This window comes from Pseudonocardia sp. McavD-2-B (assembly GCF_024124365.1).
Classification (GTDB): domain Bacteria; phylum Actinomycetota; class Actinomycetes; order Mycobacteriales; family Pseudonocardiaceae; genus Pseudonocardia; species Pseudonocardia alni.
Genome location: NZ_JAMXSG010000056.1, coordinates 1 through 24,565, shown reverse-complemented (window position 1 = coordinate 24,565; position 24,565 = coordinate 1). Strand labels below are relative to the sequence as shown.

General features: G+C 74.8%; 20 protein-coding genes and 1 pseudogene. 10 read left to right on the top strand and 11 right to left on the bottom strand.

Features of this window, described 5'->3' with window-relative positions; genetic code table 11:
* Positions 1-450: pseudogene (locus NH602_RS10520) on the bottom strand (spore coat protein); the annotation flags it as partial.
* Between the two features lie 2 nt (positions 451-452).
* Entirely contained in the window at positions 453-1,217 is a 765-nt protein-coding gene (locus NH602_RS10515; RefSeq protein ID WP_253067721.1) for a cytidylyltransferase domain-containing protein, read from the bottom strand.
* A 39-nt stretch (positions 1,218-1,256) separates the two neighbouring features.
* Between NH602_RS10515 and pseB the strand changes: the two genes are divergently transcribed.
* Genes pseB through NH602_RS10500 form a run of 3 tightly spaced genes read left to right on the top strand, consistent with a single transcriptional unit; the run spans position 1,257 to position 4,784 of the window.
* A complete protein-coding gene (gene pseB, locus NH602_RS10510) occupies positions 1,257-2,240 on the top strand; it encodes a UDP-N-acetylglucosamine 4,6-dehydratase (inverting) (protein ID WP_100879171.1) in 984 nt (327 codons plus the stop codon).
* On the top strand, positions 2,240-3,370 hold the full coding sequence (locus NH602_RS10505) for a DegT/DnrJ/EryC1/StrS aminotransferase family protein (protein WP_100879172.1): 1,131 nt from the start codon (positions 2,240-2,242) through the stop codon (positions 3,368-3,370). The genes pseB and NH602_RS10505 overlap by 1 nt, the downstream gene beginning before the upstream one ends.
* A 13-nt stretch (positions 3,371-3,383) precedes the next feature.
* Positions 3,384-4,784: a lipopolysaccharide biosynthesis protein gene (locus tag NH602_RS10500; protein WP_157818402.1), complete on the top strand. Its 1,401-nt coding sequence runs from the start codon at positions 3,384-3,386 to the stop codon at positions 4,782-4,784.
* A gap of 9 nt (positions 4,785-4,793) precedes the next feature.
* Here NH602_RS10500 and NH602_RS10495 read toward each other — a convergent pair whose 3' ends face one another.
* A complete protein-coding gene (locus NH602_RS10495) occupies positions 4,794-5,861 on the bottom strand; it encodes a hypothetical protein (RefSeq protein ID WP_253067720.1) in 1,068 nt (355 codons plus the stop codon).
* 84 nt (positions 5,862-5,945) lie between these two features.
* On the opposite strand from NH602_RS10495, the gene NH602_RS10490 reads away from it, so the two are divergent.
* On the top strand, positions 5,946-6,833 hold the full coding sequence (locus NH602_RS10490; protein ID WP_253067719.1) for a glycosyltransferase family 2 protein: 888 nt from the start codon (positions 5,946-5,948) through the stop codon (positions 6,831-6,833).
* On the opposite strand, the gene NH602_RS10485 is transcribed toward NH602_RS10490, so the two are convergent.
* Positions 6,826-8,388, bottom strand: coding sequence for a hypothetical protein (locus NH602_RS10485; protein WP_253067718.1), 1,563 nt, complete (start codon positions 8,386-8,388; stop codon positions 6,826-6,828). The two genes, NH602_RS10490 and NH602_RS10485, sit on opposite strands and share 8 nt — an antisense overlap.
* A 118-nt stretch (positions 8,389-8,506) precedes the next feature.
* Here NH602_RS10485 and NH602_RS10480 point away from each other — a divergent pair, with 118 nt between their 5' ends.
* Complete coding sequence (locus tag NH602_RS10480) at positions 8,507-8,902, top strand: VOC family protein (protein ID WP_253067717.1); 396 nt, start codon at positions 8,507-8,509, stop codon at positions 8,900-8,902.
* A 4-nt stretch (positions 8,903-8,906) separates the two neighbouring features.
* On the opposite strand, the gene NH602_RS10475 is transcribed toward NH602_RS10480, so the two are convergent.
* From NH602_RS10475 to NH602_RS10460, 4 genes are all read right to left on the bottom strand, one after another.
* Positions 8,907-10,751, bottom strand: a complete 1,845-nt coding sequence (locus tag NH602_RS10475) for an arabinofuranosyltransferase (protein WP_253067716.1) — start codon at positions 10,749-10,751, stop codon at positions 8,907-8,909.
* A gap of 2 nt (positions 10,752-10,753) precedes the next feature.
* On the bottom strand, positions 10,754-11,518 hold the full coding sequence (locus NH602_RS10470) for a bifunctional 2-polyprenyl-6-hydroxyphenol methylase/3-demethylubiquinol 3-O-methyltransferase UbiG (protein ID WP_073573795.1): 765 nt from the start codon (positions 11,516-11,518) through the stop codon (positions 10,754-10,756).
* Between the two features lie 27 nt (positions 11,519-11,545).
* Positions 11,546-13,762, bottom strand: a complete 2,217-nt coding sequence (locus NH602_RS10465; protein ID WP_253067715.1) for a DUF6541 family protein — start codon at positions 13,760-13,762, stop codon at positions 11,546-11,548.
* 134 nt (positions 13,763-13,896) lie between these two features.
* Positions 13,897-15,981 carry a DUF6541 family protein gene (locus NH602_RS10460; protein WP_179761424.1) on the bottom strand — a complete coding sequence of 695 codons (2,085 nt, stop codon included), beginning with the start codon at positions 15,979-15,981 and terminating at the stop codon, positions 13,897-13,899.
* A 109-nt stretch (positions 15,982-16,090) separates the two neighbouring features.
* Here NH602_RS10460 and glf point away from each other — a divergent pair, with 109 nt between their 5' ends.
* Positions 16,091-17,317, top strand: coding sequence for a UDP-galactopyranose mutase (glf, locus tag NH602_RS10455; protein WP_179761423.1), 1,227 nt, complete (start codon positions 16,091-16,093; stop codon positions 17,315-17,317).
* Between the two features lie 7 nt (positions 17,318-17,324).
* On the opposite strand, the gene NH602_RS10450 is transcribed toward glf, so the two are convergent.
* Entirely contained in the window at positions 17,325-18,107 is a 783-nt protein-coding gene (locus NH602_RS10450) for an IclR family transcriptional regulator (protein ID WP_253067714.1), read from the bottom strand.
* A gap of 169 nt (positions 18,108-18,276) precedes the next feature.
* Here NH602_RS10450 and NH602_RS10445 point away from each other — a divergent pair, with 169 nt between their 5' ends.
* Positions 18,277-19,389, top strand: a complete 1,113-nt coding sequence (locus NH602_RS10445) for a mandelate racemase/muconate lactonizing enzyme family protein (RefSeq protein ID WP_179761421.1) — start codon at positions 18,277-18,279, stop codon at positions 19,387-19,389.
* Entirely contained in the window at positions 19,374-20,501 is a 1,128-nt protein-coding gene (locus NH602_RS10440; protein WP_253067713.1) for an iron-containing alcohol dehydrogenase family protein, read from the top strand. Before NH602_RS10445 ends, NH602_RS10440 begins: the two co-directional genes overlap by 16 nt.
* 4 nt (positions 20,502-20,505) lie before the next feature.
* Here the strand turns inward: NH602_RS10440 and NH602_RS10435 are convergent, their stop codons facing one another.
* Both NH602_RS10435 and NH602_RS10430 read right to left on the bottom strand, forming a co-directional pair.
* Positions 20,506-20,913: a DUF86 domain-containing protein gene (locus NH602_RS10435; protein WP_179761420.1), complete on the bottom strand. Its 408-nt coding sequence runs from the start codon at positions 20,911-20,913 to the stop codon at positions 20,506-20,508.
* Positions 20,903-21,289 (bottom strand): nucleotidyltransferase domain-containing protein, encoded by a 387-nt coding sequence (locus NH602_RS10430; protein ID WP_179761419.1) that lies wholly within the window; start codon positions 21,287-21,289, stop codon positions 20,903-20,905. The genes NH602_RS10435 and NH602_RS10430 overlap by 11 nt, the downstream gene beginning before the upstream one ends.
* A 192-nt stretch (positions 21,290-21,481) precedes the next feature.
* Between NH602_RS10430 and NH602_RS10425 the strand changes: the two genes are divergently transcribed.
* Together NH602_RS10425 and NH602_RS10420 are read left to right on the top strand one after the other, a co-directional pair.
* Complete coding sequence (locus NH602_RS10425; protein WP_253067712.1) at positions 21,482-23,485, top strand: glycosyltransferase; 2,004 nt, start codon at positions 21,482-21,484, stop codon at positions 23,483-23,485.
* On the top strand, positions 23,482-24,565 hold a 1,084-nt coding region (locus tag NH602_RS10420), incomplete at its 3' end, for an arabinosyltransferase domain-containing protein (protein WP_253067711.1). The genes NH602_RS10425 and NH602_RS10420, both read left to right, overlap by 4 nt.

Below are 24,565 nucleotides of genomic sequence, written 5' to 3'. Positions count from 1 at the left end.
CGCCAGCCGCAGCGGGGCGTAGCCGGGGCCGCGGAGCAGGACGGGGGAGCCGTCGTCGGGGCGGGGGTGGTCGTCGGCGCCCATGTTGGGGTCGACCACGACGTCGCCGGGACGCCGGCCGGTCGCGAAGTCCTCCACCGTGGACAGCACGACCCCGGCGTCGTGCAGGGCCGGACGCAGGTCGTCGCCGAGCAGGTAGTGGTCGACGTGCACGGCGTCGATCCGGTGCTCACGGGCCAGCGCCGCGAGTCCGCCGGCGGTGTCGGCCGGGGGCAGGACGGGGCCGGGCTCCCGGACCAGCCCGGACCACAGCCAGTCCAGCCCGTCGAGCCGTCCCGACCAGGACACCTCGTGCCCGGAGAGCACCGCGGCCTCGGCGACCGCGGCACACCGGACGGCGTGCCCCACTCCCGTCGACGGCCCGGCGTCGCAACGCAGCAGCAGACGCACGGTCAGCCCTCGGCGAGGGACTTCTGGCGGACGTGCGCGTTGCGCTCCACCAGGTCGGGTCGCGACCGCAGCACCGCGACCACCGACCGCCAGTCGCTCCGGCCGCCCAGTGCCTCCACCAGGCCCTGCAGGGCGTGCAGGTCGTCGGCGGTGTCGAGGGTCACGCGCAGGTCGTCGGCCGCCGGGGCGACGACGAGCCCGAGGCAGCGGAACCGCTCCGGAGCGCCGTAGAGGCCCGACGTCACGTGGATCCGGTCGTAGCCGGTCGCGGTGCCGGCCAGCTCGCGCAGCGCACCGGTGCGCGCCAGCTCGACGTCGAGGCCGCGGGGCAGGGTGCGCACCAGGGTGGTCGCGACGTAGTCGTGGCCGGGGGCGTCCCGCCAGGTCGCGGCGACCAGCGACACCAGCGCCGGGTCGAGCAGCGGGCAGTCCGCGGTCAGGCGCACCACGGCGTCGCAGGGGTGCTCGTCGGCGGCCTGGACGAAGCGGGCGAGCACGTCGTCCTCGGAGCCGCGCACCACCGGGGCGCCGAGCGCCGCGGCCCGCTCGGCCACGGCGTCGTCGCCCGCGGCGGTCGAGGTCGCGACGACCACCCGGTCGACGCCCTCGGCGGCACGGGCGGCCGCGACCACCCGGTCGAGCACCGGTGTACCGCCGAGATCGGTGAGCACCTTGCCCGGGAGCCGCGTCGACCCCGTCCGCGCCTGGATGACCGCGTTGACCCGCACCTGTACCTGCTTCGATTCGTCCGGTTGAGCGCGTGCCATCATGCCGGGCGGAAGAAATTCCGCAGATCTGGAGGCGTGATGTCGGTACTCAAGGGCTCGTCGGTCCTGGTCACGGGCGGGACGGGGTCCTTCGGGAAGGCCTTCGTCCGCACCCTGCTCGACCGCTACGAGCCGCGGCGGCTGGTGATCCTCTCGCGTGACGAGCTGAAGCAGTACGAGTGCCGCTCGCTGTTCGAGAACGACCCGCGGCTGCGCTGGTTCCTCGGCGACGTCCGGGACCAGCCGCGCCTGCGCCGCGCGATGCACGGTGTCGACTACGTCGTGCACGCCGCCGCGCTCAAGCAGGTGGACACCGCCGAGTACAACCCGTTCGAGTTCATCCGGACCAACGTCGAGGGCTCGCAGAACGTCGTCGAGGCCGCGATCGACGCCGGGGTGAAGAAGGTCGTCGCGCTGTCGACGGACAAGGCGTCGAGCCCGATCAACCTCTACGGCGCCACCAAGCTGTGCGCCGACCGGCTGTTCGTGAGCGCGAACCACTACGCCGCCGCCTACGAGACCCGGTTCGCCGTGGTCCGCTACGGCAACGTGCTCGGCAGCCGCGGCTCGGTGGTACCGCTGTTCAAGCGCCTCGCCGCCGAGGGCCAGTCGCTGCCGATCACCGACAAGCGGATGACCCGGTTCTGGATCACCCTGCCGGACGCGGTGCAGTTCGTCATCGACTCCTTCGACGCGATGCAGGGTGGCGAGCTGTACGTGCCGCGGATCCCGTCGATGCGGATGACCGACCTCGCCGAGGCCATCGCCCCCGGCGCCGCGACCCACGAGATCGGGATCCGGCCGGGGGAGAAGCTGCACGAGGAGATGATCGCCGCCGACGACTCGCGACGGACCCTCAAGCTGGCCGACCGCTATGTCGTCGAGCCCTACATCGCCGGCTGGGGCTACACCTCACCGGCCGACGGGGAGCCGGTCCCGGACGGGCAGGCGTACCGGTCGGACACCAACGACCTGTGGCTCTCGCCCGAGCAGCTGCGCGCGATGGTCGAGGCGCTCGACTGATGCTCCCCTACGGCCGGCAGTCGATCTCGTCGTCCGACGTCGAGGCGGTCACGGCGGTCCTCGGGACCGACTGGTTGACCACCGGCCCGGCCGTGACCCGGTTCGAGGACGACCTCGCCGCGGTCTGCGGGAACCCCGCGGTGGCCGTGACCAGCGGGACCGCGGCGCTGCACGTCGCCTACGCCGCGGCCGGGGTCGGCCCCGGCCAGGACGTCGTGGTCGCCCCGCTGACGTTCGTGGCGACGGCGAGCGCCGCGGCGCTGCTCGGCGCGAACGTCGTGTTCGCCGACGTCAGCCCCGACACCGGCAACCTCGACCCGGACGCGGCGAAGGCCGCGCTCACCCCGGACACCACCGTCGTGGCCGGGGTCGACTACGCGGGCCACCCGATCGACGCGGAACCGCTGCGGTCGCTGGCACACGAGGCAGGGGCCCTGCTGCTGGAGGACGCCGCGCACTCCGTGGGCGGCACCTGGCACGGGCGCCCGGTCGGTGACCTGGCCGACCTGACGACGCTGAGCTTCTTCCCCACCAAGAACCTCACCACCGCGGAGGGCGGCGCGGTCGTGTCCCCGAGCTCGGACCTCGTCGCGGGCGCCCGGTCGTTCCGCAACCACGGCCTCGTCCGCGACCGGGACGCGCAGCGTTTCCCCGACGAGGGGCCGTGGCACCAGGAGGTGCACGCGTTCGGGCTGAACTACCGGCTGCCCGACCTGCTCGCCGCACTCGGGTCGTCGCAGCTCACGCGGCTGGCCGCGTTCACCGCGCGGCGCAGGGAGATCCACGCCCGCTACGACGCCGCGCTCGCCGACGTGCCCGAGGTCCGCACCCCGGTCCGCCGCGACGGCGCCGAGCCCGCCTGGCACCTCTACCCGCTGCGCGTGCTCGACGGCCGCCGCCGCGCGCTGTTCGACCACCTGCGCGAGCGGGGCATCGGGGTGCAGGTCAACTACATCCCCGCCTACTGGCACCCGGTGTTCGCCGACCTCGGCTACCGCCGCGGCCTGTGCCCGAACGCCGAGGAGTACTACTCGCAGCAGCTCTCGCTGCCGCTGTTCCCCGATCTCACCGACACCGACGTGGACCGGGTCTCCGCCCTGGTCCGGGAGTTCTTCGGGCACTCCGCGTGAGGGAGACGTGAGCGTGGACGCCAGCCGGGAGGTACTCGGGCGCGGCTCGCTCTACACCCTGGGCAGCGTCGCCCCGATCCTGGCGAACGTCGTCGTCACGCCGTTCGTCACCCGGCTGCTGGGCGACGCCGAGTACGGCGTCGTCGCGGTCGGGCTGATCCTGGTGCAGGTCGGCGCGATGGTCGTCGGGTTCGGCCTGGCGTCGTCGATCACCCGGCACGGGATCCTGGAGAGCTCCGGCGCCGACGGCGCGCGGGCGCTGGTGCTGCAGGGCAGCGCATTGTCGCTGGTCGTGGTCGTGCTCGCGGTGCTGGCCGGGCCGTGGTGGAGCGGACCGGTGCTGTCGGTGCCCTGGCGGGCCGGGCTGGTCTTCGCCGGGCTGGCCGCGGCCGGTTTCGTCGTGGTGCTCAACGCCCAGGCATTCCTGCGTGTGCAGGACCGGCCGGTGCCGTTCGTGGTCATGTCCGGGGTGGCGACGCTCGGCGGCCCGCTCGCCGGGCTCGCGCTCGTCGCCTGGCGGGCGAGCGACGCCGACGACTACCTGTTCGGCCTGCTGCTCGGCTACCTCGCCGCCGCGGTGACCGGGCTCGTGCTTGCGCTGCGCGGCGGCCGCCCCCGGACGGCACGCGGCGACTTCGGCCGGGCGCTGCGGATCGGGCTGCCCGCCGTCCCGCACCTGGTCGCGCTGCTACTGGTGCAGAACGCGCTCGTGCTGATCGTGAACCGGTACTTCGGCGTCGCCGACGGCGGCCGCATGCAGATCGCGCTGCTGCTCGGCTCCGCCCCCGCCATGATCGTCTCGGCGTTGAACAACGCCTGGGCGCCGGTGATCTACCGGACGCCGCCCGAGGCCCGCGGCGCCGCCCTGGAACGCACCGCCCGCGACGTCGGCGTCGTCACCGCCGCCCTGGCCGGTGGGGTCGCGCTGCTCGCGCCGTTCCTGCTGCGCATCCTCGCCCCGGCCTCGTTCGCCCCCGAGCAGCTGGTGCCGGTCACCGCGGTCGCGACGCTCGGCGCCGTGGTCAGCGTCGTCTACCTGGCCAACGTGCACCTGGTGTTCGCGTCCGGGCGCAGCGGCGGGCTGGCCTTTGCGAGCCCGGTCAGCCTGGTGCTCGGGGTGGTCGCGGCGGTGCTGCTCGCCCGGACCGGGTCGCTGACCGCCGTCGCCGCCGGGTTCCCGCTGATCTACCTGGCCCTGGCGGCCGGGACGTCGCTGCTGCGTCGCAGGGTGTCGCCGACCCGCTGGCGGGAGGCGGTGCTGGCCGGGCCGCTGGCCGTCGGCGTCGTCGTGTGCGGGGCCGGCGTGCTGCTGCCGTCCGAGGGCGTCCTGTGGCTGTCGGTGCGGTTCGTGCTGGCCGCGCTGCTCGGGGTGGCGCTGCTGGTGCTGGTGCGCCGGATCTTCCGGCCGGCCTGACCGGCGTGGTCAGGCGTCGAGGGGCTCCTCGGTCGTGACCGGCGTGGGCAGACCGCGCGGCAACGGCTTCGGCAGCGCGGCCAGCGGGTGACGCAGCCACAGCAGCGGGTTCGAGCTGCCGGCCGACATGGCCTGCGTGCTGGCCTCGGAACGCTTCGTCAGCCCCAGCACCATCGCGGCCTTCGCCAGCGGCGACGCCGCGTAGTACTGCAGACCCGGCCCGACGCCCGGGGTGCGGCCCCAGCCGAGCACGGAGCGCAACGCAGCGGGGTCGAGCAGGTGCTCGGCGCCGAGCTCACGGCGGGCCAGCGCGGTCGCGGCGGCGTCGGCCTCCGCGGCGCCGGTCCCCGGGCGGGCCCCGTCGGTGGGATCGACCGTGTGGAACTCCGGCCAGGTCGCGCGCAGCTCGTCCACCGCCGACGACGACTGGGCCCCGAACGTCAGCGGGTCCCCCCACACCGCGGCCGGGGTGCCGACGGCGGCCGCGTACAGCACGGCCGTCGACAGCCGGTTCGACGAGACCCGGCTCGCGTTCCCGACCAGGTGCATGATCCGCAGCAGGAAGTGCGGGTCGTCGCGCCGACCGGCGGTGACCAGCGTGTGTCCGGCGTCGCGCCAGGCCGTGGTGATCTCCGGGTCGGTCATGTCCTCGTGGTGCAGGCACACCGTCGACGGGCCGTCGACCCTCGCGACCTGACGGGCCAGGTCGGCGTGCGCGCCGGTCACCCGGACCAGCCGGGTGCCGTGGAACGGGACGAACACCGGCCCGAGCCGCTCCGACGGCGTCCACCCCTGCGCGCGCAGCAGCGCCTCCAGGTAGAGCACCGGGGCGCCGACCGGGGTGGTCGTGCGGTCCTCGTCCGCGGGGGACCAGCCGCGGCAGCCGTGCGACCACACCAGCAGACGTCGCTGCCGGGGGTCGGTGCCGACCTTCGGGAAGTCCGCGAAGTGCGCGGCGACGGGCGAGACCGCGGTCCAGCCGTGCTGCAGCAGACCGGCGATGTGCCGGGGCCGGGACAGTCCGGCGTAGGCGGCGAGGACGGCCGAGTGGCCGTAGTAGTGGTTCTGGATGTCCATCGCCGTGCTCCGGGTCGTGGCTGGTGTCGTGGCTGGTGAGGCCGGGTGATCCTAGCCAGGGGGCGCCTCGCTACCGTCGGGTGCGTGCCCGTCGACGTGATGCTCCCCTTCTACGGCGACCCGGAGCTCCTGCGCCGTGCGGTCCGCAGCGTCCAGGACCAGCGCCGTACCGACTGGCGGCTCACCGTCGTCGACGACGGCTACCCCGACGACACGATCGGCCCCTGGTTCGCGGGCCTGGGCGACGACCGGATCCGGTACCGCCGCAACCCCGAGCGGCTCGGCGCGCAGCCGAACAACCGGTACTGCATCGAGGCGGTCGAGCTGCCGTACTTCGTGATGATGGGCGCCGACGACCTCATGGAGCCCGACTACCTCGACACCGTCCTCGCGCTGCACGAGCGCTGGCCGGACGCCGCGGTGGTGCAGCCGGGCGTCGCGGTGATGGACGCCGACGACCGCCCTGTCCGCCCGCTCGCCGACCGGGTCAAGGCGCTGCTCGCACCGTCCGGGTCGGGCCCGCGCCCGGTCGGTGGCGAGGACCTGCTGGTGAGCCTGCTGCGGGGGAACTGGCTGTACAACCCGTCGCTGTGCTGGCGGACCGACGCGGTGGCGCGGGTCGCGATGCCGGAGTCCGCGGACGTGTTCGACCTGGCGCTGCCGGTCGCGGTGATCGCCGACGGCGGCACGATGGTCGTCGACGACCACGTCTGCTTCCGCTACCGGCGCCACCGCTCCAGCGACTCGGGGTCGGGCGCGGTCGCCGGGAACCGCTTCGCCGAGGAGCGCCGCTACTTCGCGGCGGAGGCGGACCGTATGAACGCCCGGGGGCTGCCCCGGGCCGCCCGCGCCGCCCGGGCGCATGTGTCGTCGCGGCTCAACGCCGCCGTCCAGCTGCCCGGCGCGGTGCTGCGTCGCGACGCCGCCGCGCTGCGCGCCCTCGGCGGGCACGTGCTGGGGCGCCTCAGCTGAGCCCGAGGACCCGCTCCAGCCAGCGGGAGTAGCCGGGGTCGAGCCGGGCGTCGGTGACCGCGCGGCCCTCGGCGAGGCGCCGGTCCAGCGCCGTCCGGACCTGCGGGGCGACGTCCGGCGTCGCGAACACGAGCTGGAAGTACTCCGGGCGCATCTGCGCGACGCCGACGAGCTCGCGGCCGGCGAGGACCGGAGTCAGATCCGTCCGCCACGACGCGGCCGGCGGCCTGGGCGAGGAACTGGTGACGACCACCACGGACGGGTCGTCGGCCTGCAGGACCTCGGTCGGGTCGGCGCCGTGCGCGATCCGTCCGTCGTTGAGGCCGATGTAGTCGGTGGCGGTCCATCCGGAGAAGTACGGGATGGCCCCGGCATCGGACACCGCGACGGTCCGTCGGTCTGCCGGCAGGTCGGTGTCGGCCAGGGCGAGACCGACGGCGATGTGCGCGCGCCGGAGGTCGTCCCCGTAGTTGACCATGCTGGGGCCGTCCGGTGCGAGGAGGCCTGCAACCGTCGTCCAACCGACGGCGACCACCGCCGCTCCGGCTGCGACCCGGCGCAGGTCGACCGTGTCCAGCGCCCACGCCGCGGCCAGGCACACCAGCGGGAACCCGTGCCAGGCGAACCGGGACAGGTAGTCCATCGCCGGTGCGGACAGGGCCGGGATGATCCACAGCGCGGTGCAGCTCGCCAGCACCAGCGCGGCCGGGCCCGCGGTGCGCGACCGGAACAACGCGGCGACTGCGAACGCGAGCAACGGCAGCAGGGTCGCGGCTGTCAGCTCGATCCACCGGCCGTCGGTCGTGGCCTCCACCCCGACCTTCACGTAGAAGGTGTTCGGCAGCGGATGGCCGTAGTAAGCCCATCGTGCGGCCACGTAGCCGGCGCCCAGTGCGCCGCCCCCCGCGGTCCACAGCCAGGTCGACCTCCGGGAACGGCGCAGCCACAGCCACACCAGCAGCGCGGGGCCCACGCCGAGGACTCCGTCGGGGCGGAGGGTTCCCGCGAGCAGCAGCAACGCCGGCATCTCCCAGGAACTGACCACGACGTCCGGGTCGCGCAGCAGCCGCGCGGCGAGGACGACGGCCCGCAGCACGACCAGCGCGAAGGGTGCGGTCTCCAGCCCCGCGTCGACGTGGACCCAGGTCGGGAGGAACAGCACGAAGCTCCCCGCGGCCACCACGGCGCCGCTGCGGGTGCGAGGCTCGGTGACGAGCACCCACACGATCACCGCCGCACAGGCGGCGGCGGTCAGCTTCGACACCACCGGCAGCGGTACACCGAGCCACACCCACGGCGCGTGCCACACCATCCACGCGAAGTTGGTGAAACCCTCCACCGGAGTCCGGCCCGGGTTCCAGACCGGCCCGAACCCGTGCGCGAGGTTCGCGCTGTACCGGTAGGTGATGAAGGCGTCGTCGACGGTCACCGACCAGCACGCCCACACCCCGACGGCCAGGGACGCGAGGGCAGCGGCCAGGAGGATCCTGCGGTCCGGGGAGAGCCGGCCCGTGTCCTGGCCGCGGTCCGCAGCCTGTCGGCGCGCGCGCAGCATGGCCGCCAGTGTTCCGCGAACCGCGTCGGGCCGTGGCCCGAATCGGTCACAGTCACGCGCGGACGTGGGTCGTGGCCTGCACCGATGAGTTCCGTCCCGCGCCGCGGTCGTACCGGGCATGAGCACACCCACGCAGCGCCCCACCACCCTGAACAACATCGGCGTCGTCATGTTCACCGTCGCCGACCAGGACGCCGCCCTGGACTTCTACACCCGTGTGCTCGGGTTCGAGGTCCGCGGCGACACCCGGTTCGGCGAGAACGACGAGTACCGCTGGCTGGAGGTCGCCCCGCCCGGCTCGACCGCGCGGCTCGCGCTCAACCCGCCGATGTTCGACGAGCCCGGTGGCAGCGCCATCGGTGTCGAGACCCCGGACCTGGCCGCCGAGCACGCCCGGCTGGCCGAGCTCGTCGCGGACATGGAGCCGCTGCCCACCGAGGACACCCCCGGCGCGCCGCGACTGTTCATGCTCCGCGACCCGGACGGCAACGTGATCACCGTCGTCGAGGTCTGAGCCGTCAGGGCACCGGGGGCACCCCGGCCCGGACCAGCACCGCGTAGGGGCCGACGTCGCGTCGCTGCCAGGCCGGGTCGTCGAACAGCTGCGGGGCGAACACCGCGGGCTCGGCGCCCTGGCGCGGGTCGGGGAACCGGTCCTGCGACAGCGGCAGCCGCAGGGTCCCGTCGGCGGCCCGGTCCAGCACGAACACCGACGGTGCCCGCTCCGGGGCCCGGTCCAGCGCGTCGAGCAGCTGCGCCGGTCCGGCCGCGGCCGCCCAGCGACGGGCCTCGTCGGTGCGGGCCGGGTAGTCCGCGAGCGGGTTCGCGTACTGCGGCTGCGACGCCTGGAACGCGAAGTACGGCACGTAGCTGAGCAGGGTCGCGTTCGCGCTCGCGACGACGACCTCCCGCGGCGGGCGGCCGGTCAGACCGTCGATCGTGCTGCGCAGGTCCCCGAGCCAGGCGTTCGCGTCCGCCGGGTCCCGCGAGCCGTCGGGCCGCGTCCCGTCGGGCCGGTAGTCCTGGGCCGTCCCGGTCCACCCGTAGTCCTGCGGGACGGACTGCACCTGCCCGACGACGACCGCCGCGGCCAGCGCCGTCGCCACGGCCGCGCAGGTCCCGGCACGGACACCCCGGTCGCGCAGGACGCCGGCCAGTGAGGCGACCGCCCACACCGCACCACAGGCCAGTGCCGCGGTGAGGATCGGCTGGATGCGGAACGCCAGCAGCGTGCTGCCGAACGCCAGCGCCGCCGTCGACAGCAGGTACCAGGCGTAGCCGCAGGCAGCGGTGACGCCCAGCGCCCGCGCGACCGGGTCCGTGCGGAACCGTGCCACGATCCACACCGTGCCCAGCAGGCACAGCGCCCCGACCGGGGTCGCCTCCAGCATCGGCAGCGGCCAGCGCGACCCCGCCTCGGCGAGGAAGTGCTGGCCCGCGCTGTAGGTGGGCTGCCCGGCCGAGGCCAGCAGGTACGGCAGCCAGTGCACCAGGGCCGTCGGCAGTGCCGCGGCGACGACCACGACGATCGTCACGGCGAGCGTCGCGGGCCGGGTCGTCCGCGTCACCAGGCCGTCGACGGCCAGCACCGTGAGCACGAACCCGGCGAACACCAGGATCTGGGTGTGGGTGACCGCGGCCAGCCCGAGGACGAGACCGACGAGCAGCGCCGTCCGGGCCCACGAGCCGCCGTTCCGGCGCACCAGCCGCAGCCCGAGCACGGCCAGCGGCGGGACGAGCGCCGCGGTCAGCCAGGAGTACGGCGAGTACGCGGCGAGTGTCACGAACCCGGCGAGGGTGGTCGCCACGGCTGCCCCGACCGCCCGCGGGCGGGACGTCACCAGTGCCCACAGGGCGTAGGTCAGGACGGCGGTGACCGCCAGCGTCGCGATCGAGAACGGCTTGTGGAACGCCCAGGCGTCGACACCCAGCAGCGCCGCGGCCCGCCCGCCGAGCCAGAACCACGCGGCCGGGTAGTACGGCGGCATGTCCGCGTAGGCGAAGTCCGCGAGGCGCGCCGAGTCCGCGAACCGGGTCAGGAACGCGACCCGGAACTGCTGGTCCCCGCCGACCCCGAACAGGTAGTGCGGGGTGTTCGCCAGGAACAGCGTGAGCGGCAGCGCGGGCAGGGCCGCCAGCCCCACCCACGACAGCGGCGCGGCGACGAGCGGCGACCGGCTCCACGCGGCGGCGGCCAGCACCGCGGCGACGAGCGCACCACCGGTCGCGGTGAGGGCCAGCCCGACGTTCGACCCGGCCGGGACCGTGATCCGGTCCGCGAGCAGCAGCCCCGCGGCGACGACCCCGACGGCGACGACCGGGCCGACGACCAGGTCGGCCGCGGCGAGGAGCCGTCGCGCCACGGTCAGGGCTGCTTCTTCACGGCGACGACGAGGAACGCCTTCGAGATCGCCCACAGCGCCGGGAAGCGGCGCAGCGCCGAGACGCCCAGCGAGTACAGCCGCGACCCGCCGCCCTCGGCCAGGCTGACGTCGCCGGGCACGGTGAACCGGGCGTCGAGGTCGGGGCGGCGCGCGAGGAGCCGGCGCATCCGCAGGTAGCTGGGGGCGTAGCTGGCGTCGGTGTAGTCGCTGCCGCGCCCGGACCAGCGCAGGTAGCGGGTCGCGAGCGGGAGCGGCAGCCACGCCAGGAACGGCAGCGCGTAGTGCGCCTCGATCGGCCACCACCGGTTCGGCACCAGGATGTAGGCGACGCCGCCGGGCCGCAGGCAGGACGCGATCCGCTCCAGCGCGTCGGGCTGGTCGTCGAGGTGCTCCAGGACGTTGTCGAGCACGGCGACGTCGAAGGAGCCGGCGTCGTCGCCGTGCCCGAACTCGCCGATGCCCTGGACACGGAACGTGAAGTTGTCGGCCCCGCCCTCGGCGGCCAGCCGGGTCGCCTCGGCGGCCAGCGCACCGTTCGGCTCGATGCCGACGACCTCCCGGCACAGACCTGCGAGCTCCAGTGCGGTGTAGCCGTAGCCGCAGCCGAGATCGACCACCCGTGCGTCACGGAACGGCAGGTCGAGGAAGGGTTCGGTGGTGATCGCGATCTGCCGGGCGAACCCGGTGGCGAGCGTCCGCCGCTCCACCATGCGCAGGGAGCGTTCGTACTCGGGGAGGTCGGTCACGTGGTCTCCGTCGAGAGCGTCGGGGGGTCACCCACCGTACGGGGACGGGGGCGCACCGTCCGGACCGGGCGGGGCGAACGCCTGCGCTCCGGGGGTCACCGGCGCCCCCGGGGCGCAGGCGGTGAGCCGCCACAGCTCCTGGCCCCCGCCCGTCGCGACGAGCTCGAACCCGGGCACCGGCGCGATGTCGTGCAGCCCCGGGTACCAGCGGGCGCCCCCGTGGCTCGGCCAGAACGTGATCGGCCCCGTCAGGAGCCAGTCGACGCCGAGGTCGGCGGCCGCCGTGCAGATCGTCGGGTCGGTCCCGACGTCGCGGAACCGGGTGGCCAGCAGGATCTGCTCCGGGGTCCAGTTCCCGATCAGGTGCGGGAACAGGACCCGGCGCCCGGTGAGCGGGAACAGCAGGGAGTTGCCGGTGAACGGGTCCGCGGCCACGACGTCGTCGGGGCCGACGATCCGCCCGACCTCGTCGAGGAACTCGCGCTGCCCCGGTTCGAGGATGGCGTCCGACGGCCGCTGGTACGGCCCGGCCAGGACGTCGGCGTGCGTCGCCACCGACATCCCGCCGGTCGTGGCGACGACCACCGCGAGCAGCACCGCCGCGAGCGCGGGCGCGACCACCCGCCGACGGGCCGGCGCCTCGGTGGGCGGGATCCGCAGCAGCACGTGGCGCAGGACCGACGCGACGGCGCACAGCCCGACCACGGCCAGCACGGCCCCGGTGACGGGCACCATCGCCGCCAGCCGGTAGGAGTCGTTGTACCAGGCACCGGTGAGGGCGGCGGAGGTCGTGCCGTCGTCGGCCGCGGCCAGCACGTACAGCGCGCCGGAGGCGACGTGCGCGGGAACCAGCCACGACGTCGCGACGTGCCGCAGCGCGGCCACCGCGCCGATCACGACCAGCACCGACAGCACGACGAGGTCGGGACGGCCGTTGGAGGAGTTGAACAGCACCTGACCGATCGCCGTCGGCACGTCGGTGATCGCGGGCCAGTCGAAGCTGCGCACGCCGGCGGTCAGCGGTGAGGCCGTCATGAACCACAGGACGGCGGCGACGATCCCGGCGACGCCGACCGTGGCCAGCACCGGCTGCCAGAACCGGCGGGTGAGCAGCCGTCGCCGGGCCAGCACGCCGATGCCCCACAGCACCGGGAACAGGCCGAGCACCGCGAGGCTGAACAGCGCGTTCGGGTGGGCGAGGCCGAGCGCGGGCAGGGTCAGGACCAGGGTGGCCGCCGCACCGCCCGCGCCGATCACGCTGCGCTCGGCCACCCCGACGACGGCCAGCAGCAACGTCAGGTACCCGGGCAGCAGTGCCACCCCGAGCAGGTTCGGCCACAGCACCCCGAACGACATGAGCGCCCACGGCAGGGCGGTGAACCCGGTGGCCAGCACCGGCGCGACCAGGGCGGCACCGGGCGACGGGCCCATGACCTGGCGGCTCAGCGCCGCCACGGACAGCGGGAACACCACCCCCGCCACGACCCAGGCCGTCAGATTGGTGGCGACCGGGACCCCGCTGCCGGACAGCATCGCGACCAGCGACACGAGGTCGTGCCAGCCCGCCGGGTACAGCGCCACCGCCGACGACGGGTTCGTCAGCGACCCCAGCGTCAGCGACGACGCGTCGCCGGACTGCAGGATGTGGGCGACGGCGTTGTAGTGGAAGACGCCGTCGTAGGTCGAGGACAGGGCGTCCACCGGGCCGAACCCCAGCACCACCGTCCACCACGCCAGCCCGGCGGCGACGACGACACCGACCGCGGCGGCCACCCCGGCCCGGCGGCCGTCGGTGCCCGCGCGCTGGGCGGAGGTCCGCCACACCTGGGGCATCGCGGTCGTCATCGGTTCGGGGCGCTTCGCGAACCGGCCCCTCGGGGCGCGGACGCGGGCCAGCGAGGCCCGGATCCGCCGGCCCGGGGTCCACGACCGCAGCGCCGTCCGCCAGCCACGGTGCAGCGCGCTGCCGGCCGGGCGGCGGGCGACGAAGGCCCGGAACAATCCGCCGAGCAGCGCGAGCACGACCGCGGCGCCGAGCGGCACCCACGGCCCCCAGCGCACCCCCACGAGCGGTGCGAGCACGGCCGAGGACGAGACGACCGCGGTCGACACCAGCGGGGACAGGCCCCCGGCGGTGATCCCGCGGACCCCGCACGCCCGCAGCACGAGCAGACCGGGCCCGACCACCCAGAACACCGCGACGAGTGCGGTGGGCAGCGCGGACAGCCAGGTGGGTCCGGCCATCGAGGTCGCGCTCCTCTCCCGGCGCCGAACCCGGAGCCGTCGACGACCCACCGGACCCGATTCCCCGGCGCTGGCCGGTCTCGGAGACTACCGGCGGTCGTACGGCCCCGCCGGTCCCGTGCCCGACCGGGTGATCAGGACCCGACGACCCGGCCCGCGTCGCAGGCGGTGATGCGCCACAACGCGTTGTCGCCGTCGCGGGCGAGCAGCTCGAACCCGTCGGCGTCGGCGAGGTCGTCGAGCCCCGGCCACTGCGTGGCCAGCGGGTCGGGCTGCCAGAACGTGGGCGGCGCCGTGATCACGTAGCCGGTGCCGGTCTCGGCGACGGCCGCACAGACCGCCGGGTCGTTCGAGGCGTCCCGCAGCCGCTCGGCGATGATCCGCTGGTCCGGCGACCACACCCCGGTGAGGTGCGGGAACAGCACCTGACGGTCGGTGAGCGGCCACAGCATCGCGGTCCCGGCCCACGGGTTCTGCGCCACCACCGCGTCCGACGGCAGCAGGTCGCCCGCCTCGCGCAGGAACCGGGCCTGCTCCGGACCGACCAGCACCTCCTCCGGGGTCTGGTAGATCGCGGCGAGCGAGTCGATGTGCGAGCGCTGGTAGAGCCCGCCCGAGGTGACGACGACGGCGATCACCCCGATCGCGACGAGCACCGCGGCCCGGGGCCGGGGCAGCCCGGCGACGGCGGGCGCGGCCCGGGTGAGGCGGTCCCGGACCAGGCAGGCGAGGCTGCGGGCCAGCGAGCACAGCGCCACCAGGCCGAGCGCGGCCAGCGGGGCCGCGGTCACCGGGACGAGCGCGGCGATCCGGGGCGAGTCGTTGTACCAGACCCCGGTCCACACCGAGGACCACGTGGTGGCGCCGACGACGTAGAGCGTGCAGACGAGCAGGTGCGCCGGGACCAGCCAGGACGTGCGGGCCCGGCGCAGCGCCCACACCGCCCCGGCCACCGTGAGGACCGCGATCGACCAGGCCGGGGCGTTGTCCTCGGGGTTGTGCAGCACCGCGTTCCACGCGGCGTCGGTGACCGAGACCTCCGGCTCCCAGTAGTAGCCGCGGATCCCGTCGAGGGCGGGGGAGACGAACATGAACCAGGCGACGCCGCCGAGCGCGGCGAGCACGACCGGTACCGCGACGACCGCGCGCACCGTGGGCCACACGCCGCCGCGCAGCCCGCGGCGCACCGCGCCCGCGAGGCCCCACAGGATCGGCGGTACCGCGACGACCACGGCGCCGAACAGCGCGTTCGGGTGCGCGAACCCCAGCGCGACGACGGCGGCCCCCGCCGGGAACCAGCGCGCCACCCGTCCCGGGGGGTACGGGCCCGGCCGGGCGGGCGACACCGGGTCCGGCCCGAGACCCGGCCGTGCGGCGAGCGCTGTCGCGGCCAGCGCGGCAGGCACCAGTGAGACGCCCAGCAGGTTCGGCCACAGCGCGCCGTAGGTGACCAGCGTCCACGGGAACGCGACGAACCCGAGCGCGAGCACCGGCGCGGCCAGCGCGGCACCGGCCGAGCGCCCGACCAGGGTGCGGACCAGGAAGAGCACCGACAGCGGCCACACCAGCAGCGTGGTGACCAGCGCGACCACGTTCGACGCGACGACGATCCCGCCCGGCCCCGTGGCCAGCGGCGCCACCAGCGAGACGACGTCGTGCCAGGCCGCCGGGTAGAAACCGGGGGAGTTGACCAGGCCGCCGACGGTGAGCGACGACGCGTCGTGCGTCCCGAGGATCCGGGCGACGGCGTTGTAGTGGAAGTTCGCGTCGAAGGTCTGGGACAGCGCGTCGGGACGGTCCATCCCGCGCAGCACGGCCCGCAGGCCCAGCACCGCGGCGATCGTCAGCCCGCCGAGCGCGGCGAGCCCGGTCCAGCGCCGGTCGGGTCCGCCGCGGAGCAGTGTCCGGACCGACTCCCCGGCGGCGGCCCGCACCACGGTGGGCCGCGGCAGCAGCGGGCGGCGCAGCACCAGCCGTCGTACACCCACCACGAGCAGCGCGAACGCGGCCGCCGCGGCGACCGGTGCGGCCCCGCTCCAGGGCACGCCGAGCATGCTCGCGCCGACGGCGGACCCGGCGATCACGCCGACCGACAGCATCGGGGCGGCGCCCCAGGCGGCGATCCCGCGCAGGCCGGCGGCGAGGCCGACGACCAGCCCCGGGAGCGTGACCCAGGCAGCGGCCAGCACCACGAGGGGGACGGCGGACAGCCAGCTCACGCCATCTTCTCCTCGGGCCACGACGGTGCCGGATACGTCCGCTTCTCCGACCTGCCTGCGAGGGTACCGAAGCCGCCGGGTGCCACGGATCACGCCTGCCCTACCCTCGATGGCCGTGAGCGTCGACAGTGCCGACCTGAACGGTTACGACCTGAGCAGCTACGACCTGATCGTCGTCGGGTCCGGGTTCTTCGGACTCACCGTGGCCGAGCGCGTCGCCGACGGCCTCGGGAAGCGCGTCCTGGTCCTGGAGCGCCGGAACCACATCGGCGGCAACGCCTACTCCGAGGCCGAGCCGGAGACCGGGATCGAGATCCACCGGTACGGCGCGCACCTGTTCCACACCTCGAACGAGCGCGTGTGGGCCTATGTCAACCGGTTCACGAGCTTCACGAACTACCAGCACCGCGTGTTCGCCCGGGTCGGCGAGCAGGTCTACGCGTTCCCGATGAACCTCGCGCTGATCAACCAGTTCTTCGGAAAGGCCCACACCCCCGACGAGGCGCGCTCGCTGATCGCCGAGCAGTCCGCGGAGGTCGAGACCGGGCAGGCCGCGAACCTCGAGGAGAAGGCGATCTCGCTGGTCGGACGCCCGCTCTACGAGGCCTTCGTCAAGGGCTACACCGCCAAGCAGTGGCAGACCGACCCCACCGAGCTGGACGCCTCGATCATCACCCGGCTCCCGGTCCGCTACACCTACGACAACCGCTACTTCAACGACACCCACGAGGGCCTGCCGACCGACGGCTACACCGCCTGGCTGGAGCGGATGGCGGCGCACGAGAACATCGACGTCGTGCTCGACACCGACTACTTCGCGGTGCGCGAGCAGCTGCCCGCCGACGTGCCGGTCGTCTACACCGGACCGCTGGACCGCTACTTCGACCACGCCGAGGGCGAGCTGGGCTGGCGCACCCTGGACTTCGAGATGTCGGTCGAGCCGACCGGCGACTTCCAGGGCACCTCGGTGATCAACTACAACGACGCCGAGGTTCCCTTCACCCGGATCCTCGAGTTCCGCCACATGCACCCCGAGCGGGACTACCCGAAGGACAGGACGGTGATCGTGCGGGAGTACTCGCGCTTCGCCGAGTCCGGGGACGAGCCGTACTACCCGATCAACACCCCCGACGACCGGGCGAAGCTGGACCGCTACCGCGAGCTGGCCCGCAAGGAGACCGCGAACCGGGGTGTGCTGTTCGGCGGGCGGCTGGGGACCTACAAGTACCTCGACATGCACATGGCCATCGGGTCGGCGCTGACGATGTACGAGAACCGCCTCGTCCCGCACTTCACCGAGGGGCGCCCGCTGTCGGGCACCGAGGCCGAGGACTGATCACGGATCATGGGGCGGAACGCCCCGGCGTCCACCCCAGCTCCGCCGACACCGCGGCCGCGGCGGCCGCCGTCGCCCGACCCGTCTCGTCGAACCGGCCGTCCAGCCGGGCGGTCGGCCCCGAGACGTTGAGCGCCGCGACGACCCGGCCGCGGAAGTCGCGCACCGGTGCGGAGACCCCGGCCACGCCGGGCTCGAACTCCTCGTGGGACACCGCCCAGCCGCGTTCGGCGGCCTCCTGGATCGCCTGCCACAGCTGCGGGACCGTCCGGACCCGGGAGTGCGGGTAGTCCGGCACCAGGTCCTCGACCGCGCCGAAGCGCACGAACAGCTCGTCGGGGGTCGCGTCGGAGAGCAGCACCCGGCCCGCCGACGTGCACGGCAGCGGCGCGCGCCTGCCCTCCCAGCCGGTCGTGCGGAACGAGTGCCCGGACACCGTCCGCGCGGTCAGCAGCGCGTCGTCGCGGAGCACGCACAGGTGCACGGTCTCCTCGGTCTCGGCGGCCAGCCGGTGCAGCACCGGCTCGGCGACGGCCGTCAGGCGGCCGCCCGTGCCCCGCGCGGCGAGCGAGAACAGCCGCCACCCCAGGCGGTAGACGAGTGTGTCCTCGTCGCGCTCGACGAGCCCGGCGTCGGCGAGGGCCCGCAGCGCGCGCGAGACCTGGCTCTTCTCCCGCCCGGTCAGCCGGGCGACGGCGGCGACGCCCAACCCGTCGGTGCGCACGGCCTCGTCCGAGGCGAGCGCCTCCAGCAGCGCGACGTCGCGGCCGAGCCCGTAGCCGTTGTGCACACCGGTGACGCTAGTCCCGGTTGCCCTCAGCGCAACGATGATCTCGATTCCCGGTGGCCCCTGGCCGCGGCCGTGCCGACTTCCTACATTCGGGGACCAACCGGCTCGGGGTGCACCGCCCCCGATCGCGCCCCGAGCCGGAACCAGCTCCCGACACCACCCGGACCCGATGAAGATCACCGACATCACGCTGGACCGGGTGCGCCTCCCGCTCGACCCGCCGCTGCGCGCCGCCTGGGACCCCGAGCCCCGCACCGTGTTCGACGCGACGATCGTGCGCGTCCACACCGACGACGGCGTCGTCGGCATCGGCTCCGGCGACACCATGGACGGCTTCGACGCCTACCGGCACCTGTTCGTCGGCACCGACCCGCTCGCGATCGCCCGGCACGTCCGCGCGATCGAGACCTGCGCGCTGCACGGCGGCCACTACTGGCCGCTGGAGGCGGCGTTGTGGGACCTCGCGGGCAAGGTCGCCGGCCTGCCCGTCGCGACCCTGTTCGGCGGTACCTACGACGCCGTGCCCGCCTACGCGTCGTTCTGCGTGCTGCGCCCGCCCGCCGAGCGCGCCGAGGTGGCGCACCGGGTCGCGGAGGAGGGCTTCCGTGCGGTCAAGATCCGGATCGACCGGGACCGGGTCGAGGAGGGGATCGGCGCCGTCGCGGCCGTCCGGGAGGCGCTCGGCGAGGACTTCGCGATCATGGTGGATCTCAACCAGGCGTGGCGGATGGCCGGCGACGTCGCCCCGGCGACCGACCTCGCCGCGACGCGCCGCCTCGTCCGGCGACTCGCCGACCTGGGGGTCTTCTGGGTCGAGGAGCCGCTGCCCTACGCCGACGCCGACGGCATGCGCACCCTGCGTGCCGACAACCCCGGGCTGCGGATCGCCGCGGGGGAGATGCAGCGCTCGTTCGGTGAGCTGCTGCGCCTGCTCGACGACGACGTCCTCGACGTCCACCAGCCCGACGTCGTCCTCGCGGCCGGGATGAGCCGGGTCCGCACCCTCGCCGAGCTCGCCCTGTTGCGCCACCGCGCGTTCACCCCGCACAGCTGGACGAACGGCATCGGCGTGCTCGCGAACCTGCACGTCTCCGCCGGCGTCGGCGGCGGCCCGTTCTTCGAGTTCCCCTACGACCCGCCGGACTGGACCCCGGCGCGTCGCGACTTCCCGCTGGCCGAACCCCTGACCGTCGGCGACGACGGCATGCTGGCGGTCCCGAGCGCCCCCGGCCTCGGGTTCACCCTCGACGAGGAGGCGATCGCACGGTGGCGGGTCCGGTGAACGGGTTCACGGTCGAGGCAACCTGCGCCCTGGAGTTCGGTCCCGGCGCGGTCGCCCGGGTCCCCGCGCTGGTCGACGGCCTCGGTCGGGCGGCGGCGTTCGTCGTCACCGACGCCGGGCTGCGCGCCACCGGCATCGTCGACCGGGTCGTCGGCGACCTCACCGCGGCCGGGCTGTGGACCGAGGTGTTCGACGGGATCGGCCCCAACCCGTCGACGACGGCCGTCGAGCACGGCGCGACGGCGCTGCGCGCGTTCGGCTCCTGTGTGGTCGTCGCGATCGGCGGCGGCTCGGTGCTCGACGCGGCCAAGGGCATCGCGCTGCTCGCCACCCACCACGGCGCCCGCGCGACCGACGACCTGTGGTCCTCCCCCGTCGCGGGGCTGCCGCTGATCGCGGTCCCCACCACCGCCGGGACCGGCGCGGAGACCAACGGGTTCGGCGTCGTCGAGGACACCTGCGCCAAGCGGAAGGTCTACCTGGGCCACGCCTCGGTCCGGCCGCGCGTCGCCGTCCTCGACCCGGAGCTGACCGTCGGCCTGCCGCCCGCGGCGACGGCCGCCACCGGCTTCGACGCGCTCGTCCACGGCGTCGAGTCGCTCGCCTCCCGCGGCGCGAACCCGGTCTCCGACGCCGCCGCCGCCCAGGCCGTCGCCCTGGTGGGCCGGTGGCTGCCGGTCGCCGTCGACGACGGCACCGACCTGGAGGCCCGCGCGCAGCTGCTGCTGGGCGCGCACCTGGCGGGCCAGGCGCTGACCGTGTCCGGGCTGGGCCTGGTCCACGGCATCGCGCACGCGGTCACCGCGCACACGGGCACCCCGCACGGTGTCGCGCTCGCGTCGGTGAACGAGCAGGTCATGCGCTGGAGCGCCGGCGCGGCGGCGGAGGCGTACGCCCGCGCCGCGGCCGCGCTGGGGACCGCCGACGCCGTCGCCGGGATCGCCGCGCTCGTCGAGGGCATCCGCGTCCGGCGCCCGCTGCACGAGCTCGGCGTGGACCGGGGGCTGCTGCCGGTGCTGGCGGCCGCCGCCGTCGTCGACCCGGTGACGGCCAACGCGCCGCGCACCCCCACCGAGGACGACGTGCGGGAGATCCTCGACGCGGCCTGGTAGCGGCTCAGAGCCGGGCGGCGACCGCGGCGACGAACGAGTCCAGGTCCGACAGGTCCGCGAGCCGGGCGACGACGATGTCGTCGTCGACGTCCACGTAGTCGTGCACGAGCACGTTGCGGAAGCCGACCGCCCGGGCGACCCGCTGCGCGACGTCGTCATCGACGAAGCCGTGCCGGCCGAGCAGCCGCACCGCGTCGGCGTTCGTCGCGGGCGGGCCCCACCCCTCGGACGAGCAGACGTGCTGGGCGACGTCGACGCAGCCCTCGATCGCCGTCACGAACAGGTACTTGACCCCGCTGAGCCACAGCCGGTCGGCCCGCCGGTCGGCGTCCGCGGCCGACTCCGCCCGCAGGACGGCGAGGTCGTCGGTAACCGACCGGAGCAGCCGGGCCACCCGCGCCTCATCGACCATGCCCACCCCGCACGGCATCGAGGAACTCCCGGTGCGCGCGGGTGATCCGTGGCAGCTCGTCGGCGTAGATCTTGCGGGTGGTCGCCACCCAGCGCACCCGTGCCGGCGGGTCGTCGTCGAGGAGCAGCTCGCCGTCCATCGCCACCCGACCGGCGAGCTCCAGGGGCGCGGAGTTCAGGACGAGCAGGTCCACGTCGTCGGGGAGGTCGACCTCGAACGACGCCGGGGCGTCGTCCCGCCACCAGGCCGCCACGTCGAGGTCGGAGGCCGCCCGCGGGCGTCCACCGGCGGCCCGGCTGCCGTGAACGAACGCGAACCGCGCCCCGGCGCGGCGCAGCACCGCCGCGACCTCCGCACGCCGGGCCGGTTCGTCCATGGCGCCAGTCTGGCACGCGGAGCGGCGGGGAACCGGACGATCCACACCGCTTCCCCGCCGCGCCCGCCCGCCTCCCGGCTCCCGTACCGCGCGCGGCTACGCTCGCGCACGACTCCACCCGGACCCGGGCGGACCGGCAGCGCCGCCGCCCGGGACCCCCGCGCCCCCGCGACGACAGAGGCAGCTCCTGCGATGACCACGACGGACCAGCGAGGTCAGGTGTCCCCCACCACTCCGGCGACGACCAGCGGCGAGACGCTGCTGCAGCGGGTGGTCCTGCCCCGGCCCGCCGACCCGACCGCCGTCCGCGCGCTCTACCTCGACGAGCGCCCCGGCACCACGCTCGCCCCGGTCGAGCCGCTGGCCGACGAGGACGCGCGTCCGCTCTCGCTGACCGTGTCGACCATCGGCGGCCGCCGCACCCGCATCCTCGACCGCACCAGCGCCACCGTCCCCGCGGCCACCGAGGTCTCCTTCGGCGCCTACTTCAACGCCTTCGCCGCCGGCTACTGGCGGGCCTGGTCCACGCTGATCAGCATCGAGCTGCGCCTGGACCTGGAGGGCTCCGGCCGCGTCGACGTCTACCGCACCAAGGCCGACGGGTCGCAGATCGTCGTCGCCGGTGAGGTGGTCGAGGGCCGCCGCCGGGTCACCCTGGAACTGGACCTGCGCCCCTTCGGGGACGGCGGCTGGTACTGGTTCGACCTGTCCACCGACGACGCCGACCTGACCCTGCACGGCGGCGGCTGGCACGCCCCGCACGACGCGCCGGGCCGCGCGGCCGTCGTGGTCGGGATGCCGACGTTCAACCGCCCGGCCGACTGCGTCGCCACGCTCACCGCGCTCGGCTCCGACCCGCAGGTCCTCGAGGCGATCACCGCGGTGATCCTCCCCGACCAGGGCACCCGCAAGGTCCGCGACGAGGCCGGCTACGAGCAGGCCGCGGCCGCGCTCGGGGACCGGCTGCGGATCATCGACCAGCCCAACCTGGGCGGCTCCGGCGGCTACGCCCGGATCATGTACGAGGTCCTGCACGGCACCGGCCCGCACGCGGGCGGGATCGACTGCGAACAGATCCTCTACATGGACGACGACATCCTGCTCGAGCCCGAGTCGGTGCTCCGCGCGATCGCGTTCAGCCGGTTCGCCCGCGAGCCGATGCTCGTCGGCGGGCAGATGCTGTCGCTGCAGGCGCGCTCGCAGCTGTCCACCATGGGCGAGGTCGTCGACCGCAACCAGTTCCTGTGGCGCCCCGCCCCGGACACCGAGGCCCACCACGACCTCGCCGCCCGCACCCTGCGCCAGACCCGCTGGCTGCACCGCCGCGTCGACGTCGACTACAACGCCTGGTGGATGTGCCTGATCCCGCGCCGGGCCGCGGAGCAGCTCGGGCTGCCGCTGCCGCTGTTCATCAAGTGGGACGACGCCGAGTACGGCCTGCGCGCCCGCGCCGCCGGGTTCCGCACCGCGACCGTCCCGGGCGTCGCGATCTGGCACATGTCCTTCATCGAGAAGGACGACTCCTCGGACTGGCAGGCGTACTTCCACTACCGGAACCGGCTCGTCGCCGCGGCCCTGCACGGCCCCGACGACCCGCGCGCGATGCTGAAGGAGACCTTCAAGCGGACCCTGCGCCACCTGATGCTCATGGAGTACTCGGCGGTCGCGCTGCAGATCAAGGGCTTCACCGACTTCCTGGCGGGCCCCGAGGCGCTGTTCCCGAAGCTGCCCGTGGTGCTCGACGAGATCCGGGTCCTGCGGGCGCAGTACGACGACGGCCGCCCGCTCGACTCCGCGACCGAGGTGCCGCTCGCCGACCTCGACGCGCTGGGCGCCCAGCTGTTCCCGAAGCCCCCGGTGGGCCGGGCGAAGGCCGCGGTCGGGCTCGCCCGCGGGGTGCTGCGCAACCTGCGCACCCCGGACCCGGCGCTGCGCGAGCGCCCGCAGCGCAACGTGCCGTGGAAGAACGCCCAGTGGTTCGTGCTGGCCGGCCTGGACTCCGCGACGGTGTCCACCCCGGACGGCCGCGGGGTGACCTTCCGCCGTCGTGACCCGGCGATGTTCAAGGAGATGGTCGCGGAGTCGTTCCGGCTGCACCGCGCCGTCGCGGCGGACTGGGACGGACTGCGTGCCCGCTACCGGGCGGCGGCGCCCGTGCTGACCGGCAAGGACGGTTGGAAGCAGATCTTCGAGTGAGCCCCGCCCGCCGGGGGCCGCTGCTGCTCCTGCTCGGCGTCGTCACCTGCCTGCTCGGTCTCGCCGCCGCGATCGCCCCCGTCGACGCCGAGGACCCGGTCGTCACCTGGCCCCGGGCGGGACAGGCACCGGCGAGCACGGTGCTGCCGCTCTCGCCGTACCGGCCGCTGGAGTTCTCCGCGACCGTCCCGTGCGCCGCTGCGGCCGCCCTGGGCGAGGGCGACGTGCTGCGGACGATGCCCGCCGCCGAGGAGAACCCGGTGACCGCGCCGGGCTTCGTCGCGAGCGTGGCCGGCGGGACGCTCACGCTGCGCACCGGCGACCGGGTGCTCGCCACCGCGCCCGCCGGGTCGGGCTGCGTGCTCGAGGTGACCTCCGCGGACGGGGGCACCGTCGTCGCCCGCGACGGCGCGATCCTCGCCGAGCGCCTCGACATCGCACCGCCGCAGGTCGCCGAACTCGCCACCGACGTCACCGGGCCCGCCGCGGCCGGGCTCGCGGTCACGCTGCACACCGACGCGCGCTACGCGTCGTCGCCGTCGCTGCTGAAGGTCGCGCTGCTCGTCGCGCACCTGCTCGCGCTGGCCGCCACCCTCGCCGTCGCCGTGCGGACCTGGACCGGCACCCGCCGGGTGTTCGACGCGCCCGTCCGCCCCGGTCCGGCCGACCTCGTGGTGCTGGTCGTGAGCTGCGCCTGGGCGGTGCTCGGGCCGCTCAACATCGACGACTCCTGGTACGCGCTGATGGCCCGCCAGGGCGCGCGGACGGGGACGATCGGCAACGCGATCTACCAGTTCGACGTCACCGAGGCGCCGTTCGCGACCAGCCAGTACCTGCTGCAGTGGTGGGGGAGCCTCGTCGGCTGGGGCCTCGGGCCGCTGCGTGTGGTGCCGGTCGTGCTGGGTCTGCTGACCTGGGTGCTGCTGCGGTACACCCTCGCCGCGCTCGCGGGCCGGGCCGGCGTCCGGCCCGGGGTGGTCGCCGCGCTCGCCGTCGCGCACCTGGCCTGGTTCCTGCCCTACGGCATCGCGCTGCGCCCCGAGCCCGCCGGGACCGCGGCCGCCGCCGGGGTGCTGCTGC